The organism is Pantoea sp. K16 (assembly GCF_048452805.1).
Classification (GTDB): domain Bacteria; phylum Pseudomonadota; class Gammaproteobacteria; order Enterobacterales; family Enterobacteriaceae; genus Pantoea; species Pantoea agglomerans.
The window spans coordinates 124,106-142,873 of sequence record NZ_JBLWNV010000013.1 but is presented as its reverse complement, the minus strand read 5'-3'; the positions used below and the strand labels follow the sequence as shown (position 1 = coordinate 142,873).

14 protein-coding genes are annotated in these 18,768 nt (G+C 53.4%); 9 read left to right on the top strand and 5 right to left on the bottom strand.

The genetic code is table 11. The features are described 5' to 3' along the window. The first annotated feature begins 238 nt into the window (after positions 1-238). The 3 genes from ACK13D_RS17610 to yahO all read left to right on the top strand — a co-directional run bounded on the left by ACK13D_RS17610 (position 239) and on the right by yahO (position 2,248). Positions 239-565, top strand: coding sequence for a DUF3302 domain-containing protein (locus ACK13D_RS17610; RefSeq protein WP_010257107.1), 327 nt, complete (start codon positions 239-241; stop codon positions 563-565). 1 nt (position 566) lies between these two features. Next, on the top strand, positions 567-1,703 hold the full coding sequence (locus ACK13D_RS17605) for an HlyD family secretion protein (RefSeq protein ID WP_010257104.1): 1,137 nt from the start codon (positions 567-569) through the stop codon (positions 1,701-1,703). A 275-nt stretch (positions 1,704-1,978) separates the two neighbouring features. Then, positions 1,979-2,248: a DUF1471 family periplasmic protein YahO gene (gene yahO / locus ACK13D_RS17600; RefSeq protein WP_010257103.1), complete on the top strand. Its 270-nt coding sequence runs from the start codon at positions 1,979-1,981 to the stop codon at positions 2,246-2,248. 313 nt (positions 2,249-2,561) lie between these two features. Here the strand turns inward: yahO and ACK13D_RS17595 are convergent, their stop codons facing one another. Then, positions 2,562-3,512 carry a sulfonate ABC transporter substrate-binding protein gene (locus ACK13D_RS17595; RefSeq protein WP_010257101.1) on the bottom strand — a complete coding sequence of 317 codons (951 nt, stop codon included), beginning with the start codon at positions 3,510-3,512 and terminating at the stop codon, positions 2,562-2,564. Positions 3,513-3,607: 95 nt separating this feature from the next. Further along, the gene (locus ACK13D_RS17590) at positions 3,608-5,497 is read right to left on the bottom strand and encodes an aliphatic sulfonate ABC transporter substrate-binding protein (RefSeq protein WP_418796961.1); all 1,890 of its coding nucleotides are present in this window, start codon (positions 5,495-5,497) and stop codon (positions 3,608-3,610) included. 274 nt (positions 5,498-5,771) lie between these two features. On the opposite strand from ACK13D_RS17590, the gene ssuD reads away from it, so the two are divergent. The 5 genes from ssuD (at position 5,772) to ACK13D_RS17565 (ending at position 12,882) form a co-directional block, all read left to right on the top strand. Continuing rightward, a complete protein-coding gene (gene ssuD / locus ACK13D_RS17585; RefSeq protein WP_033759967.1) occupies positions 5,772-6,944 on the top strand; it encodes an FMNH2-dependent alkanesulfonate monooxygenase in 1,173 nt (390 codons plus the stop codon). A gap of 19 nt (positions 6,945-6,963) precedes the next feature. Beyond that, positions 6,964-8,376: an FAD/NAD(P)-binding protein gene (locus tag ACK13D_RS17580; protein ID WP_418796960.1), complete on the top strand. Its 1,413-nt coding sequence runs from the start codon at positions 6,964-6,966 to the stop codon at positions 8,374-8,376. Between the two features lie 68 nt (positions 8,377-8,444). Continuing rightward, on the top strand, positions 8,445-9,854 hold the full coding sequence (locus ACK13D_RS17575; protein WP_033759964.1) for an LLM class flavin-dependent oxidoreductase: 1,410 nt from the start codon (positions 8,445-8,447) through the stop codon (positions 9,852-9,854). A gap of 357 nt (positions 9,855-10,211) precedes the next feature. Continuing rightward, entirely contained in the window at positions 10,212-11,672 is a 1,461-nt protein-coding gene (locus tag ACK13D_RS17570) for an MFS transporter (protein ID WP_029519691.1), read from the top strand. Then, positions 11,665-12,882: a monooxygenase gene (locus ACK13D_RS17565; RefSeq protein WP_089415107.1), complete on the top strand. Its 1,218-nt coding sequence runs from the start codon at positions 11,665-11,667 to the stop codon at positions 12,880-12,882. Before ACK13D_RS17570 ends, ACK13D_RS17565 begins: the two co-directional genes overlap by 8 nt. A 294-nt stretch (positions 12,883-13,176) precedes the next feature. Here the strand turns inward: ACK13D_RS17565 and ACK13D_RS17560 are convergent, their stop codons facing one another. After that, on the bottom strand, positions 13,177-13,647 hold the full coding sequence (locus tag ACK13D_RS17560) for an SgcJ/EcaC family oxidoreductase (RefSeq protein WP_346549968.1): 471 nt from the start codon (positions 13,645-13,647) through the stop codon (positions 13,177-13,179). Between the two features lie 934 nt (positions 13,648-14,581). Here ACK13D_RS17560 and ACK13D_RS17555 point away from each other — a divergent pair. Further along, positions 14,582-15,619: a tyrosine-type recombinase/integrase gene (locus tag ACK13D_RS17555; protein ID WP_187506003.1), complete on the top strand. Its 1,038-nt coding sequence runs from the start codon at positions 14,582-14,584 to the stop codon at positions 15,617-15,619. 448 nt (positions 15,620-16,067) lie between these two features. Here ACK13D_RS17555 and feoB read toward each other — a convergent pair whose 3' ends face one another. Together feoB and ACK13D_RS17545 are read right to left on the bottom strand one after the other, a co-directional pair. After that, positions 16,068-18,395: a Fe(2+) transporter permease subunit FeoB gene (feoB, locus tag ACK13D_RS17550; protein WP_418796959.1), complete on the bottom strand. Its 2,328-nt coding sequence runs from the start codon at positions 18,393-18,395 to the stop codon at positions 16,068-16,070. Beyond that, positions 18,395-18,619, bottom strand: coding sequence for a FeoA domain-containing protein (locus tag ACK13D_RS17545; protein ID WP_010257073.1), 225 nt, complete (start codon positions 18,617-18,619; stop codon positions 18,395-18,397). The genes feoB and ACK13D_RS17545 overlap by 1 nt, the downstream gene beginning before the upstream one ends. Between the last annotated feature and the right edge of the window lie 149 nt (positions 18,620-18,768).

Genomic DNA, 18,768 nt, shown 5'->3' with positions numbered 1-18,768 from the left:
GCTCAAAATAAAGTGGAATTACCCTGCGTTTAAAGTGTAATAAATCCACTAAAATCATCACCAATGAACAGTGTTGCCCAACTACGTCATTGCTGAAGTGCCTCAAATCCCTGGGCGCTGCATGACTTTATGGTATTGCGTCTGTCAACGAGGTGTGTCAGGTTAACTCTTTTACGAATTGAAATATTCTTGCAGCCGATCTATTTTTACTTCGCATTCCAATTTAGCAGAGGCACCTATGTTCCTTAACTATTTTGCTTTGGGTATGCTGATCTTCGTTTTCATAATTATTTTTTATGGAATTATCGTTCTTCATGATATTCCCTATTTAATCGCAAAGTCCCGTAATCATCCTCATGCCGATGCCATTCACGTCGCAGGTTGGGTAAGTTTGTTTACACTGCATGTCATATGGCCTTTCCTGTGGATCTGGGCCACTCTTTATCGTCCTGAGCGCGGCTGGGGGATGCAGAGTCAATACACTTCATTACTGGAACTGCAGCAGCGCGTAGCAGAACTGGAGCGTTTACAGGCTGATTCGAAACCGCTGCGACCGGAGCGATGATATGGATCTGCTCATTATTTTAAGCTACGTTGCGATAGCCTGGGCTGTTTTTAAAATATTTCGCATACCCGTCAATAAATGGACAGTGCCAACAGCGGCCCTCGGTGGCGTTTTTCTGGTCAGTGCGCTAATTCTGCTAATGAATTATAACCATCCCTATACGTCACTGGCACAAAAAGCGGTTGTCGCGATTCCTGTTACCCCACAAGTGACTGGCGTCGTAAATGAAGTTACTGATAAAAAAGAAGTGCTTATTAAAAAGGGAGAAATGCTCTTCACCCTGGATCAGACACGTTATAAGGTCCGCGTCGAAAGATTACAAGCCGACCTGAGCACCGCTATTAATAATATTGAAGCGATGAAAGGACAATTAAGCGAAGCCGTTGCCTACACAACCCATGTATCTGCTGAGCGGGATAGATTATTTCTGGACTATCAACGCTATCTCAAAGGCAGTAAGGCGAAAGTCAATCCATTCTCCGAACGTGACATTGATAATGCCAGGCAGGCATTTCTGGCGCAGGATGCCCTGGTAAAAGGTTCACTGGCGGAACAGGAGCAGCTCAGAAGCCAGTTGACCAGTGTATCAGGAGGAGAACAATCCCAGATAGCCAGTCTGCGCGCGCAATTAGCAGAAGCCCGGTATAACCTGGATCAGACGGTTGTTCGCGCACCCAGTGATGGTTATGTCACTCAGGTCTTAATCCGTCCCGGAAGCTACGCAGCCGCCCTGCCGCTGCGCCCGGTCATGATATTCATTCCTGTACAAAAGCGTCAGATCATTGCTCAGTTCAGACAAAATTCCCTGCTTCGCCTCACGGCGGGAGATGAAGCAGAGGTCGTTTTTAATGCCCTTCCGGGACAGGTATTCTCAGGAAAACTGCTCAGAGTTTTGCCAGTGGTTCCAGGCGGAGCTTATCAGGCACAGGGAACGGTTCAATCACTGAGCCTTGCTTCAGGTTCTGATGGCGTATTAGCCATAATTGAATTAAACCCAAATCAGGACGTTGATACATTGCCAGACGGCATATTTGCTCAGGTTGCGGTCTATTCTGACCACTTCACGCATGTTTCGGTCATGCGTAAAATTTTGCTGAGAATGACCAGCTGGGTGCATTACCTCTACCTGGATCACTGATGATGATAAATATATCCTTAACTTTCCATCGATTAACCGTTTGCCCCCTTTCAGAAGAAGTTAATCAGAACAGTTATGAGCGGCCTGACTTTGTAATAAGCCCTGATTTGAAATTACCCTGAAAACACGATGGGTGGTTAATTAAATTACTGATCGGTTATCACAAAACAGGATCGTAAATAAGCTCTTGAAATAGCTGTTTGCATTGAATATGCTATGTTTTAAATGTAGTTACGAATTCTAATCGTCTTTTATAACATTCCGAGGATACGCATATGAAAAAATTAATTTTTGGTGTGGTTATTTGCTCTTTATCGTTTGGCTCATTTGCTGCCGAAATGATGTCAAAGAATGATTTTATGAAAGTGAAGGATCAGTATGAAAAGATAGGCGATATCTCAACATCAGGTGAGACCAGCCCTTCAGATGCAAAAGCGGAGCTATCAGAAATGGCCGATAAAAAAGGCGGCGATGTGTTCGTGCTGACCTCAGCCAATACGAATAACAAAATTAAAGGTACCGCTGATGTATACAAGAAAAAATAGTGAAGTAACGAAGCTATCTGTCTGAAATACAGACTGAAATAGATGATTTTTTCGGAGCCTCAGGAAATATGTTCTTAATACAGGTTAATCGATGCCCTTTACGTTAGTAAAGGGCATCTTTCTTACAGCACCATCAGGACTTTAAACCGTTTTCAGCGAGGATGAGCTGAACGTCGGTGACAGGACCTTATCTGCCCAGGCTGATGCGCGGATAACACGTCACGCTAATCCGCCTGCACTTGATTAACTCCAGGCGATGACGTTATCAGCCGTCAGGCGAAGGTTCCCCTAATCAGCCGCCGCCCGCCTCACCCTATTTGTTATCCAGCGACCAGGTTGCACTGCGGATATCGACCTTCACTGGTAACAGACCAATCTGGGTAAACTTATCGGCCAGAGCCTGCTGCTGCGTGAAGACTTCAGGTGTCATCCGCTCAGCCCCGAACGGCATCCTTGCCAGCGCCCGTTGCCAGATCGGCTGCGGCAGACCGGTTGAGGTGGACATGATTTTTGCCGCCTCTTCCTGATGTTGATTGGCCCAGGTACTTAGCGACCCAAGCTCATCCACCACCTGGCTGGCGATTTGCGGCCAGGTTTCCGCAAACTTACGGCTGGCAAGATAGAAGGTGTAGTGTGGCACCAGGCCTTCGGCATTTTTAATCAGCCGCGCGTGGGCGTTGGTTTCAACTTCTGCGTAGTAAGGATCCCAGATTACCCAGGCATCCACTGCACCGCGCTGGAAAGCGGCACGCGCATCCGCGGGTGGCAGATAGACCGGTGTAATGTCTTTATAGCTCAGCCCCGCCTGCTCCAGCGCAGTGACCAGCAGATAGTTAACGTCAGAGCCTTTATTCAGCGCCACGCGTTTGCCTTTGAGATCCGCCACGCTTTTAATGGGGGAGTCGGCGGGCACCACAATCGCCTCAGTTTTGGGGTTGGCGGGAGAATGTGCCAGATAAACCAGATCGGCCTGTGCGGCCTGAGCAAAAGTCGGTGGCGCGTCGCCGGTTGCGGCCAGATCGATACTGCCGATGTTCAGGCCTTCCAGCATCTGCGGCCCGGCCGGGAACTCAATCCAGTGAACCGCAATCCCCTGTTTCTTAAATTCCTGATCCAGCGTGCCGCGATATTTCAGCAGGGCGAAGATATTGGCTTTCTGAAAACCAATGTTAACTGTTTCGGGCTTCTCTGCTGCAGCCTGGGTGTTGAACGCTAATCCCGCCTGGGCGGCAATAATCAATGCGCTAAGCAAAACTCTTTTCATTTCTCATTCCTGAGTCTGGTTGTTGTCAGCGCAACATAACAAACGCGGGTTGAAGCGCTTAGCGATCAAATGTTCGATGCTTAGCGAAAAAAACGCTATGGATGCCAGACCGACTCACGTACCCGAATGGCGCGACTCAATAGCCCCAGTGCATAGAAGCGGTCAGCGATGGTCTGCTGTTCCCGGATGATGGCCAAGTTCATGCGCTGGGTCTGGTGGCTGCGCCGCGCTAAGGCATGCATCAGTGAAGGCGCTGATATCCCGAGTTCGGTTGAGAGCAACGCAGCGGCTTCAGCACGGTGTGCATCGATGTAGCGGCCTGTCTGCTCCAGCGCGGTGAGCAGAACCTGCAGCAGATCGCCCGACTGCGCGGCGAACCCGCGTTCGGCAAGGTAAAACTGATGATTATTGACCCGGCCGGTGCCATCAGCGATCACCCTGAACTGTCCGCTGTTCTCTGCATCGCTGAGCAGCGGATCCCATATCATCCAGGCATCCACTGCGTTGAGATCGCTGGGCGTCAGCGGATATTTGGGCGGTGCATAGACGATGCGCACATCATCCAGCCCTAAACCCGCTTCATCCAGAATCTGCAGCAGCAGATAGTGAACGTTGGAACCACGATTTACGGCGATGCGTTTTCCTCTGAGATCGCCAATCTGCTGAACCGGGCTGCTGTTCGGTACCAGCAGTGCCACGCTCTGCGGCGCGGCGGGTTCCCAGGCCACATAAACCATCGGGCTGTTGCTGGCCTGCGCAAACAAGGGGGGAACTTCACCGGTCGTCCCGAAATCGATCTCCTGTTGGTTCAGCGCATGCAGAAGCTGCGGACCCGCAGGAAACTCACTCCACAGCACGCTGACGCCTCTATCGGCCAGCTGCTGTTCCAGTGACTGGCGCGCTTTCAGGATGCCGAGGTTGCCAAATTTCTGATAACCGATGCGTAGTTCCCGCTCCCGTTCGGGCTGCTGATTCAGAGAAGTGTCGCGCTGACGCAGTGAAGTGCGGCGCGGTTTAATCACTCCCAGATGGCCCAGTTGGGTGCGCAGTGTATGACGACTGATGCCAAGCAGCGCGGCGGCCTGCAGTTGATTGCCCTGAGTGAGTTCCAGCGCATTCTTTATCAGCGCCTCGATCACCCGGGGATAGAGCGGTGTTTCGCTCTGCTGCATCTGTTGCCGTAAAAACTGATCCAGCGCCTCCTCTCCCGGTGGTAACTCGCTACCCGTGAGGTTATTCAGCCGGAGCTGCTGCGGCGTGACCAGCGAGGTTTTGCTGAGCAGGACGGCATTATGCAGGGTGTTCTCCAGCTCGCGGATGTTGCCCGGCCAGCTGTAGTCCATCAGCGTGGCGACAGCATCTTCACTGAGACGTAACTGAGGTCGGCCCAGACGGCGCGCATAGAGCTGCAGGAAGTGAGTGGCCAGCACCGGGATATCTTCGCAGCGCTGGCGCAGCGGCGGCAGCGTGACGCTGGCCACATTCAGCCGGTAGTAGAGGTCTTCCCGGAAGCGCCGTTCACGAATCGCCACCGCCAGGTCGCGGTTGGTGGCCGCAATGACCCGCACATTGACCTTAACAGCCCGGGAGGAACCCACACGGGTAATCTCGCGTTCCTGCAGCACGCGCAGCAGCTTCACCTGCAGCGACGCACTCAGTTCACCGACTTCATCCAGCAGCAGCGTCCCGCCCTCTGCCGCCTCAAACCAGCCGCGATGCCGATCCTGTGCGCCGGTAAATGCCCCTTTCTCATGACCAAAGAGCTCCGACTCCGCCAGACTCTCGGTGAGGGCACCACAGTTGACCGCCAGAAACGGCTGTCTGCTGCGGGCGCTGTGATGATGCAGATAGCGCGCCATCACCTCTTTGCCGGTGCCGGTTTCACCAATGATCAGCACCGTCGCGTCGGTAGGCGCAAGCTGATCCAGCACGCTTTTAAAGGCGCGCGATGCGGGGTCAATCAACTCAGGGCTGGCAATCTGCATCTCATTTACCGGGTTAACTGGAAAGCCATGACCATACCGCGTGGCTAACGCGGAAACGAGAGGCTAACCGGACCGGATTGTTGCCAATGCAGCAGGCTGTAACTTTACCTGTCGCAAATGCAGCAATATGCATCAAGCGAAATTATGAATATATCGTTGAATTAATGAGATAAATATTAAGTAGCAGACTGGCACGCATCCTGCTAAAAGCTATATAACTAAAGAATTTATGCCTATGTATTAAATTCAAATATCGTTATAAAGGAATCTGCTAATGAGTCATGCGACACAGGAAAACCTCAACCTCTTCTGGTTTCTGCCCACCCATGGCGATGGGCGCTATCTTGGCACCACCGAAGGCGGCAGAGCAGTCGATTTACCCTATTTACAGCAGGTTGCGCTGGCGGCAGATAATCTGGGCTACTACGGTGTATTAATCCCGACCGGTAAGAGCTGTGAGGATTCCTGGCTGGTCGCCTCTGCGCTGGCACCGATCACCAAAAAGCTGCGCTATTTAGTGGCCGTGCGTCCTGGTCTGCAACCGCCAAGCCTGGCGGCGCGTATGGCGGCTACGCTGGATCGGCTTTCTGGCGGACGGTTATTGATTAACGTGGTCACGGGCGGCGATCCGGTTGAGAACAAAGGTGACGGCATCTTTCTGAGTCATGAAGAGCGCTATCAGGTGACCAGAGAGTTTCTTGAGGTCTACTCCCGCCTGCTGAAAGGCGAGAAGGTCGATTTTTCGGGTGATCACATCCGCGTGGAAGGCGCTGAGATCCTCTTTCCGCCGGTGCAGGAAAATGGCCCACCGCTCTATTTTGGTGGCTCGTCTGATGCCGCTATCGACGTTGCGGCGAATCAGATCGACACTTATCTGACGTGGGGCGAGCCGGTTGAACAGGTGGCGGAAAAACTGGCGGTAGTTCGTCAGCGGGCGCAGGAGAGTGGCCGTAGCCTCTCCTACGGCATCCGGCTGCATGTCATTGTCCGTGAAACCGAAGAGGAAGCCTGGGCGGCGGCCGAGCGGCTGATTTCTCATCTGGATGAAGAGACTATTGCCGCCGCACAGAAGATCTTTGCCCGCATGGACTCAGCCGGACAGGCGCGGATGAGTGCGCTGCATCAGGGCTCGCGAGACAGCCTGCGCATTGGTCCCAATCTCTGGGCAGGCGTCGGCCTGGTGCGCGGCGGCGCGGGTACTGCGCTGGTGGGGAGTCCGCAGCAGGTAGCCGATCGCATCCGGGAGTATCAGGCGCTGGGGATCGAGAACTTTATTTTCTCCGGCTATCCGCACCTTGAAGAGGCGCACCGTTTCGCTGAACTGGTGATGCCGCTGTTACCGCTGGCTGCCAACGCCGAAAAGAGACAGCGCAGCGTGAACACCGGTCCTTTTGGTGAAACCATTGGCGGTGACCGTCGTCCTGATAAACAGGCCAGCGCCAGTTAACAGAAGAGAAGGTTCGCTTATGTCACAGCAGCAGATAGTCATTATCGGCGGTGGTTTTACCGGCACCGCGCTGGCAATCCATCTGGCCCGGGCTGGCCAGGCAGGGTTGCACGTGACGGTGATTGAACCACGAGCGCAGCTTGCTCAGGGTGTGGCATACGGTACTACCGATCCGGCCCACCGCATCAATGTGCCAGCCGCCAGAATGCAGCTCGCTGGGGATGAGGAGGGCATATTTGACCGCGACTATCGCGCATCGCCCGCCTTTCAGGCCGACCCGGACGCGTTGTGGCGTGACGGCAATGTCTACCCGCAACGCGGTGAGTTTGGTCGCTGGGTCAATGCGCAGTTTGTGCATCAGCAGCAGCATTCGCCGGTAAAACTTAGTCATCTGCGTGATAGCGCGGTTGCGCTGCAGCATGGTGTAGTGACCACAGCCTCAGGGCAGAAGATCCGGGCTGATCAGGTGGTGCTGGCCATCAGCCATCCACCGCCGGACCTGCCTGCGCTGCTGAAGCCCTTACAGGGGCATCCGGGGTTGATTGCCAATCCCTGGCAGAATGGCGCGCTGGCACAGGTCGCACCTGACGATCGGGTAGCGATTATCGGTTCAGGGCTGACCATGTCCGATGTGGTGGCATCGCTGCATCGCCAGCAGCATCGCGGAGAGATTACCGCCTTCTCACGCCGTGGACAGCTGCCGCGAGCCAACCTGAGCGGCAGCGATGAGAGCTACACCCTGGATTACAGTCAGCCGCAGCCCCCCAGCGCACGTGGTTGGTTACATCGGGTGCGTCAGGAGGTAAAACAGGCAGCCGCGTTAAATCTGCCCTGGCAGCTGGTGCTGGATGATATCCGCCGTAACGGCCAGCGTATCTGGCAGAGCCTTTCACTGCATGAGCAGCAGCGTTTTCTGCACCATCTTCGCCCCTGGTGGGATGTTCACCGCTACCGGATTGCCCCGCAGGTAAGCCAGATTCTCAACCAGCAGCAGGCGAGCGGTCAGTTGTCACTGCTGGCGGCGCGTCTGATGGGCGCGGAAGCGATGGGAAACAATCTTCAGCTGACACTGCGCCGGCGTGGAGCGCAATCAGAAATCCGGGTGGTGGATAAAGTGATTGTCACCACCGGGCCAGCGCACAACGCACTGCTTAAAAGCAACGCGCTGCTGCGACAGCTCCACGGCGACGGCGTGATTCAGCCCGACCCGCTGGCGCTGGGCATCCAGGTTAACGCGCTGTCACAGACGCTGAATGCGCAGGGTGATGCCAATCCTCATCTCTATGTAGCCGGGCCTGCCGCGCGTGGTCGCTTTGGCGAACTCATGGGATTACCGCAGGTTGCAGAACACGCTGAGTCCGTAGCACGGCAGCTACTCTCCACCACGCCGCTGCCCCTCAGCGAGCGATGTCCCGGCTCACTCATCTACTGAATCACCCTTCCGGAACAATCACTAAAAGGTGGGCGGCAAGCGATTGCCGCATCCGCCCAGGAGTCGCTATGTCATCGCAACGTGAAATTCGCCTGAATGCTTTCGATATGAACTGTGTCGGTCATCAATCGCCCGGCTTATGGGCGCATCCCCGGGATCGTTCCTGGCAGTACAAAGATCTGGAGTACTGGACCGACTTAGCACGCCTGCTGGAGCGCGGCAGGTTTGATGGACTGTTTATTGCTGATGTGCTTGGGGTATACGACGTGCTCAATGGCAATAACCAAGCCGCGATTCGGCACGCCACGCAGGTGCCGGTAAACGATCCGCTGGCGTTAATCACGCCGATGGCGCTGGTGACGGAACATCTGGGCTTTGGCCTGACCGCCTCACTGTCGTTTGAGCACCCCTACCCTTTTGCGCGGCGGATCTCGACGCTGGATCATCTGACCAAAGGCCGCATTGGCTGGAATATTGTAACCTCCTATCTGGAAAGCGGTGCGCGTAATATCGGACATCAGGCTCAGACCGACCATGATGCGCGCTACGACTATGCCGATGAATATCTGCAGGTTATCTATAAGCTGCTGGAGGGAAGCTGGGAAGATGGCGCGGTCCTGCGCGATCGTGAACGTCATATTTTCAGTGACCCGAATAAAATCCATCCGATTAATCATCAGGGTAAATTCTTCCAGGTGCCCGGCATCCATCTGTGTGAACCTTCGCCGCAGCGCACGCCGGTACTATATCAGGCGGGCGCCTCCAGCCGCGGTAAAGCGTTTGCGGCGGAGCATGCCGAATGCGTGTTCGTAGCGGCTCCTTCAAAAGTGCTGCTGAAGAAAACCGTGGCGGATATTCGCCGGAGAGCCGCTGAAGCGGGACGCGATCCCCGCTCCATACTGATCTTCAACCTGCAGACAGTCATTGTGGGTGAAACCGACCTGGCGGCGCAGGCCAAATGGCAGGAGTACAAACGCTATGTCAGTTACGAAGGCGCGCTGGCGCTGATCTCAGGCTGGACCGGCATTGATTTCGGGCAGTATCAGCCGGATCAGGTACTGAAACATCTGCACACCAATGCGATTCAGTCGGCGGTTGAGACATTCTCCACTGCCGATCCCAACCGCCAATGGACGGTGCAGGGCCTGGCAGACTGGGTGGGCATTGGCGGATTTGGTCCGCTGCTGGTGGGCAGCGCCGAAACGGTGGCCGATGAGCTGCAAAGCTGGGTCGAAGAGACAGACGTCGATGGTTTTAACCTCGCCTACGCCGTAACGCACGAAACCTTTACTGACGTGGTGGAACTGCTGGTGCCGGAACTGCAAAAGCGTGGCGTCTACAAGCAGGAGTATCAGCCCGGCACGCTGCGTGAAAAGTTATTTGGCCAGGGGCCGCGGCTGGCGTTGCCGCATCCGGGTGCCGGTTATCGCCGGAGTGCTGATGTGGAACAGCGAGCAGCAAGGGTGGAAGTTTCATAACAGAGACGGCTGGCTGTCCGGCATGAATAACCGGCGCATAGCAAAGTGCAAAGAGATAAGAGTACGTCTTGTCGCCGGTTGATGACAGGCATTACAGGACCGGTCATTGCTGTTAACCGTTGCTGAACCGGTCTGCCATGTGCTGCTGAAACCTCACCCGTTTCAGCAGTATAAAAACAACATTTCGCTGAACGCTACCGGATGAATTTTATATTTCATGCGGGGTCTGGTGTGGGTGAGATATAATCCTATCTTATTGAATTAATTATAATAGTTATCTGATTTTGTTGGTTGTTAACTATGCCAGTAATTCATATAAAACCCTCGCTACCTGCTGAATATAATAACGAGGATACGATGAGTACATTAGAAATTGACAACACCTTAACTGCGCCACCGCCTCACTCTCAACCGGTTCGATCGGTGAGTGATGTGGCCCGGCTGATCAACAGTAACACCGAGAAAAACAGCTATGCGCGCTGGATTGTTTTCCTGGCGCTGGGCGGCGTGTTTCTTGATGCCTACGATCTCACTACCCTCTCCTACGGCATCGATGATGTGGTGAAGGAGTTTGGTTTAACCCCGGTACTCACGGGCCTGGTGACGTCGTCAATCATGATCGGCACCATTGTGGGTAATCTGGTCGGCGGCTGGCTGACCGATAAATATGGCCGTTACTCAGTGTTTATGGCGGACATGCTGTTTTTTGTCGTCTCCGCCATTGCGGCAGGTCTGGCCCCCAACGTCTGGGTGTTGATTGGTGCCCGTTTTCTGATGGGCATCGGCGTCGGGATCGATCTGCCGGTTGCCATGGCCTATCTGGCAGAATTCTCTAAGTTCTCCGGCAAGGGCAATAAAGCATCGCGCCTCGCAGCCTGGTGCCCGATGTGGTATGCCGCTTCGTCTGCCTGCTTCTTTATTATTTTTGCACTCTATTTCCTGCTGCCCGCCGAACATATCGACTGGCTGTGGCGCGCCTCGCTGCTGTTTGGCGCCGTACCGGCGCTACTGATTATTGCGGTGCGCAGTAAGTTTATGAATGAGTCACCGCTGTGGGCGGCGAATCAGGGCGACCTGAGCGGTGCGGTGCGTATTCTGCGTGACTCTTACGGCATTGTTGCGCATGAGGAGCCGCCCGCTAAAACCGATGCGGTGAAAGCGACGCCGAAAGTGCGTTTCCGCGTACTGTTTCAGAAGCCTTATCTGGAGCGCACGGTCGTCAGTGCGGTGATGAACGTCTGTATTTCATTTGAATACACCGCCATCGCTTTCTTCCTGCCCTCTATCCTGGCGCAATTTCTCGGCGCGGGCGTATTTGAAACTATCTCTGCCTCGCTGGGACTGAATGCGTTGTTCGCCTTTACCGGCGGGCTGTTGGGGATGCGACTGGCGTGGAAATTCCCCTCACGACATGTCGCGATCGCCGGATTTGCGCTGCAGTTTATCGCACTGATTTCGCTGGCATTGATCGGTCATCCGCAGGCGACAGCTGGCGTGGTGTTTGCGGTACTGATGCTGGGTTTGTGGCTCTTTGCAGAGGGATTCGGACCCGGCGCACAGTTGATGATCTATCCGGCGCTCTCCTACCCGACCCACATACGCGCCACCGGTGTCGGCTTTAGTCGTTCGCTCTCCGGTGTGGGCAGCGCGCTGGCGCTGTTTATTCTGCCAATTTTGCAGGCGCGTTACGGCACCAATATGTTCTGGATTGTCTCACTGGCCGCCCTTATCCCGATTATTTTCCTGTTAATCATTCGTTTTGAACCGACACGACAGGACATCGATGAACAACCCGACTCAGGAGAGGATCATGTCTGAATTAAATCGTACCGAATTTGCCGAACTGGTTCAGCATTTCAGGCCGCTGTTCGCCCGCATCGCTGAGGGGGCAAGTGCCCGTGAAACCGAACGCACACTGTTGCATGAACCGATTCGCTGGCTGAAAGCGGCGCGCTTCGGCACCCTGCGTATCCCTAAAGAAGAAGGCGGCTTTGGGGTTTCGCTGCCGCAGTTATTTGCTCTGCTGACCGAACTGGCTGAGGCAGATTCGAACCTGCCACAGGCGCTGCGTGCGCACTTCGCATTTATTGAGGATCGCCTGAACCAGCCAGCCAGTGAGGATCGGCGTCGCTGGTTCCGCCGCTTTGTGGACGGTGAGCTGGTAGGCAGCGGCTGGAGCGAGATCGGCGCGGTGAAGCTGGGTGAAGTCAACACTCAGGTTTCTCCCGATGAGGGTGGATGGCGGATCAGCGGTGAGAAGTTCTACAGCACCGGCACACTCTATGCGGACTGGATTGATGTCTATGCTCAGCGCGCGGATAACGGTCGTGATGTGATTGCCCTGGTGAACACCCACCAGAATGAGGTGGAGCGCGATGATGACTGGGATGGCTTCGGGCAGCGACTGACCGGCAGTGGTACTACGCGCTTTCATCAGGCCCGGGTTGAACTGCCACATGTCTATGATTTCAGTGAGCGTTTCCGCTATCAGACGGCATTCTATCAGCATGTCTTACTGGCCACGCTGGCGGGCATCGGGCGGGCGGTGGTGCGCGATGCTGCTCAGGGCGTGGCGCAGCGTAAGCGTATTTACAGCCACGGTAATGCGCCGCAGGTGAAGCAGGATGTTCAGGTGTTGCAGGTGGTCGGTCAGATAAGCAGCTGGGCATGGGCAGCCGAAGCCGCCGTCGACCGGGCGACCCATTCGTTGCAGCGGGCATTTGAGCTGCAACTGAGTGGCGCAGATGAGGCACAGCTTCATGCGGCAAATGTGCTGGCCGAAGTAGAGTCCGCTCAGGCACAGGCGGTGGCCGTTGAGCTGGTGACGCGTGCGGCAACAGAATTCTTCAATGCGCTGGGTGCATCTGATACCCGAGTCAGCAAGGCACTCGACCGCCACTGGCGTAATGCACGAACGGTGTCGTCGCACAATCCGGTGATCTACAAGCTACGTAACGTGGGTGACTGGGAGGTGAACGGCACCGATCCGACCTTCATCTGGCAGATAGGCAATGGAAATGGCGTATAAAATCGCTATTTTATGGGCAGATATTTGCGTTTGGGAAATGATCAGCCTGCAATGGAAGCACCAAACCGACAGATTTCATTTTATTCGGATGAGAAAATGACGCTGGCCATTTAATAGCACTTATACTGTCCGTGATACAGGAAACAGACACGCTAAATGCGAAAAATATTAATTGCCATTTCTTAAGTATGAGTCAGGCGTTATTATCTTCAAGCCCGAACGTTTATTTTCGCGCAAAGGGAAAAGAGCCAGTATCACATCATGACGCTGGCTCTTTTTTCATCAGTGCGTCTGTTAAGGCTTGCTTACAGGCTCTGGCATAGCTGAAGAGTGATGGGTTGAGATTTTCCAGCCCTTACCATCCCAGACATAAGTGAAGGTGTAACGTGCTGTGACGTGCGTGTTATCTTTAAAAGTAAATGTATAAACGCCGGTATCAATCGCTTTATTACAACCGATTCTGATAGTCCGGGAATCGATTTTACCGCTCGGCCCTTTTTTCAGGAAATCTTTAAAATAATCGATACGTTCCTGATCGGTCAGACGTACCTGATTTGAAATGGTCGGCAGCAAAACGGCATCGCTGACATATAATTCAGAGACTTTTGTTGCATCACCGGTTGCCAGAGAGTCATTCCAGGCGTCAAACAGGTTGGCTACATCCTGCTCTGAGGCTCTGACACAGGTCACGGAATGTTGTGCCTGCGTAACAACTGGGGCGCAGGAAAGACCTAAAAGACACAGCGATAATAACGTTTTTTTCATGAAAATATCCTCATATTTACCCTGGGTGAAACCAGCGTTCTGTGCGTTCTTCCAGACGCCGCCATAAAATGTGTATAACTCGTTAATACGTTTTAATCCGGCTGATCAGCCAGAATAAGACCGCTGCGATAAATACATTAGCTGCTTTATTCGATTAAAAAGCTGATGCATATACTTATCGACGCTTTTGATATGCAGGGGAACAAGATAGATGAAAGGAAGTGCTGTCTGGTATTTAAATCGGCGATAAGCTGGTATTTAGTTTTTTGTTCTGAGGATTAATGCCTGAGTCTCTTTTGGTAGCGTAAATGACATGTCGCCTGTTCAGAACTATGAACGTAATATCGGGAAGTTGTGTTTAATTTATGTACTCTATAAAAATTTTAAAAGGATATTGCCTTTGAGCAGTGTTATATGGAACCTTTTTAGGAGTCATTAATTTAACTGACTAACTAATTAACGTAGTCTGCCATTTTTCAACATCTCTATTTTGATGCTCCTGTTCATTATTGCGCTGGAAAAATAAAGCATCGTGATGCGCTGATTTAATTAAATAATGATTAAACCGTTCATACCCTGGTTTAAACGCACCTTAGTTTGAGACATTTTTTTTGCATCGTGGTTTCACTTGAACAACTCGCAGTGAGTTACGTTCAGCTATCGATAAAGCGTGTGACCTATACCTTCCCTGACTGACTGCGATGAGCGTCAATCCGTTAAAAGCCAGACGGGATCAGTTACGCCACACTAACTTCGTATAATTGTTCTTATACGAAGTCATGACATAGGGAAGGTGCCGGGTTAAGATGGATAGCAGTAGAGTTCGTCCTGAAAATGACAACGCTACGTAAATTCTGCCCGGTTATCCCCCTGCTTAGTTCTCAGAATTAACGTAGCGCGATCATCGGCGTTTTTGGTTGATAAGTGAGCAAATATGAGTGAGTTAGTACCGTTAACCCCTCTGACGGTTGACCGGAATAGCGATATCACCGAGCGGCTCCGGCAGTTCGTTCAGGATAAAGAGGCTTTCTCACCTAACACCTGGCGACAGCTGCTTAGCGTGATGCGAATCTGCAATCGCTGGTCGGAAGATAACCAGCGCAGCTTCCTGCCGATGAGTGCAGACGATTTGCGTGACTATCTCTCTTTTCTGGCTGAAAGCGGCCGGGCCTCCTCAACCGTCACTTCACACGCGGCGTTAATTTCGATGTTACACCGTAACGCCGGGTTGCCGGTGCCCAATGTCTCTCCGCTGGTTTTCCGGACGATGAAAAAGATAAATCGTGTGGCGGTGATCAACGGAGAGCGTGCAGGCCAGGCCGTGCCCTTCAGGCTGAGTGACCTGCTGGCGCTGGATAAAGAATGGTCAGGTTCTGATAACCTTCAGGCGCTTCGCGATCTGGCTTTTTTACATGTGGCTTATGCAACACTACTGCGTATCAGTGAACTGTCGCGTTTGCGGGTGCGGGATGTGATGCGTGCCGGTGATGGTCGCATCATTCTGGATGTGGCATGGACAAAAACTATTGTGCAGACCGGCGGATTGATTAAGGCGCTCAGCGCCCGTTCAACTCAGCGACTGGAAGAGTGGATTGAAGCGTCCGGGCTATCCAGCCAGCCTGATGCCTGGCTGTTTACTGCAGTACATCGGTCTGGCCGGCCACTGATTGCCGAAAAGCCGATGAGCACAAGGGCACTGGAACAGATTTTTAGCCGGGCATGGCGCACTGCCGGAAAAGAAGGCGCAGTAAAGGCCAACAAAAATCGCTACACCGGCTGGAGTGGCCACAGCGCCAGGGTAGGAGCTGCGCAGGATATGGCAGATAAAGGTTATCCGATTGCCAGGATCATGCAGGAAGGCACGTGGAAAAAACCAGAAACACTGATGCGCTATATCCGCCATGTGGATGCACACAAAGGTGCCATGGTGGAGTTTATGGAACAATACGGTGACCCTGATTATCCTGACTGATGGCCTCCTGAAAAGAGAATAAAGCCCCTTTTCGGGCTGAAGTTATCCACAGAAAAAGTGGACAGCCTGTGTGTAAGCCGGTACGGATTATCACTGTGTTGGCCATCCACAGAGCTCATCCGGCTGATTTAGTTGATTTATTCTTATTGTCATACCGCATGCTGCAAATCTGTCTGCAAATCTGTCTGCAAAACAGGAGCCGCTATCCATAATAAGCGCATGCTGCAGTGCATGGTCAGAGTTGCTTTGGTAAACATCTGCCTTCAGCGGGAAGGATAATGCTTCTGGCCGGGTTAATTGTCATGTGGCCTTTGTCACTGCTCATACGCTAATCATCCCACTATTCTGGCTTCAAATCGTAAGAACAATCAACAGGACAATCCTCACCTGTCCGCTGCGGCCAGGAATCGCCGGCAGCGGAAAGAGTGAATGTCATCAGTACTTATTTTTACCGGGCAAAGCCTTTCTGCTTATCACAGCCGCCGTGGCAGCCGCTGCAACTCCCCTTTTCCTCCCTGAGCATGACCGGTATTGACTGCACCCGGCTTCCCGCTTTTCGCAATGCCAGCAGGATGATTCCGTTCAGCACCAGCACGCTTATCAGGCAGGTCGCACTGAATGCAGGATGGTCGGCAAAAGTGACGGTCTGGTAAAACAGCGTGGCGGTGGTGTAGGCGATGTTGAGTCCCCAGAAGAAGGAGAACATCATCCATTTTTTACCGGCTTCCCGCGCAATAGCCCCCATGACCGAGACGCAGGGAACATAAAGCAGGACAAAAATTAAGTAACTGTAAGCGGCAAAACCACTGCCAAATTTGGCAGACATCACGCCCATCGAACCAGTCGCCATCTCACCATCGCCTTTACTGGCATCGATGGGATGGGCCAGCGCATCAATTCTAAAGGCAGCCGTTAACCCCGCCCAGGTCTCTGTCAGCGCCTCTTTAAGCTCACCAGGCAGGTCAAAAGCCTGCGGATCAAATGGACTACTCTGGATTGCCTCTGTGGTGTAAAGGCTGTTGAGCGTGCCGACCACGACCTCTTTCGCCATGATGCCGCTCACCAGCCCCACTGTTGCCTGCCAGTTATCCTGAGTGACACCAATCGGCAACAGCACGGGGGTGATTGCTTTGCTGGTCGCCGCCAGCGCAGAGTGGTTAATGTCATTAACCATCTGGCCATTAAAGGCAAAACTGCTCAGTACGCCAATCAGCATGCTCACCAGGATAATCACCTGTCCCGCTCGCACCACAAACATTTTCAGCCGTTGCCAGGTCTGCAACAGCAGGCTTTTAAGGTGAGGCCGGTGATAGACCGGCAACTCCATGATAAACGGCGAGGCTTCTCCGCCCAGCAGGGTATGCTTAAGCACCAGCCCGGTCGCGATGGCCACCACAATGCCCAGCAGATAGAGGGAGAAAACCAGGCTGGAACTGTGGGTGTTAAAGAATGCCGCAGCGAAAACCGCAAAAATCGCCAGCCGTGCGCCACATGACATAAAAGGCGCAATCAACACCGTCAGCAGACGCTCACGCGGTGTATCCAGCGTCCGTGTCCCCATGACCGACGGGACATTACAGCCAAAGCCGACAATCAGCGGCACAAAGGATTTTCCCGGCAGGCCCAGTGACTGCATCAGACGATCCATCACAAAAGCGGCGCGCGCCATGTAGCCGGAGTCTTCAAGGAAAGCGAGGAACAGGAACATCAGGCCAATCTGCGGAATGATCGGCAGCACGGTATTGATACCGGCACCGATACCCTGCGCCAGGAAAACCGTCAGCCAGTCAGGGAAGTGGCAGACATAGCCCAGCCATTGCGCACCATGAATGAATATCGCCACCGAACTGCTGTCGAACAGTGGCTGTAGCGCGGCACCAATGTTAATTGAAAGAACAAACATCACATACATCACTGCCAGGAATATCGGAATGCCCAGCCAGCGGTTCAGCACAATTTTATCGATCCTGCGGGTCAGACCGGCGGGCATTGCGTGATGAATGTTACTCACTGCCGCGCAAAGCGCATTGATGGTGCGATAGCGGTAATCGGCAATCTGTACGCCGGTCTCTCCTCCGGCCTGCTGCATAATCTCGGGCAAATGCGGAACCAGCGCCGGACAAAGTTTCTGACTGTTGATATCCCCTTCCAGCAGTTGCAAGGCCAGCCAGTAGCGTTTTTGTGGGGCTATGGCGGCGGGCATCTGTTGGCAGAGCTTCTCAATGGCCGTTTCAATCGCGGCCGGATAACGTACCCGTTCAGGTGCGCGGTAAATATGGGGCTGGTCAATCAGCGCTTTGAGCTGGGCAATGCCATCACCTTTGGTTGAGGTCAGTGAAACGACCGGACATCCCAGATGAGCTGACAGTGCTGCGACATCAATAGTGATGTTCTGGCTGGCGGCAATATCCTGCATGTTCAGGGCGACAATGCAGGGTACGCCCAGTTCCAGCAGCTGAAAGGTCAGGAACAGATTACTTTCCAGACTGGAGGCATCGACGACGTTAATCACCACATCGGCGTGATCCTGATAGAGATACTGGCAGGCGATGCTCTCATCTATCGAGCTTTCAGCAGATAGCGTTGTCAGCGATCGGGTGCCTGGCAGATCAATAAGCCTGACATCTGACTGCGCGGTAAAAAATTGACCCTCTTTGCGCTCAACCGTGACGCCAGCCCAGTTCCCGACCCGCTGTCGGGCACCGGTGAGCTGGTTAAACAGCGTGGTTTTGCCGGTATTAGGGTTACCAATCAGCCCGATGGTTATCTTCTTCATCAGACGATTTCCTCCAGGATGATGTCATCCAGGTCACGCTGCCGCACCGCCAGGCTGACACGGCGGGTAGAGATCTGCACCGGATCGCCCATTGGCGCCACGCGAATGACCTCAATAACTGCGCCGGGAAGCATACCCATTGTCAGTAATTTCTGGCGCCAGGCGGAATTTACCGATGGCTGATAGCCAAGGATCCGGTAGGTGCTGCCCATATTAATTGCCATATCACGCCCTGCCTAAAAGTAAGAAGCACTCATTCTATAAATGATACTCGTTTCGGTTTTTGATCTGGCATCGGGCAGGCAGAAGAAAACGGCCGTCAGGGTCAACGGCAGGTCAACAGCGCATTAAATGGGGGTTCTTCCAGGCGCGG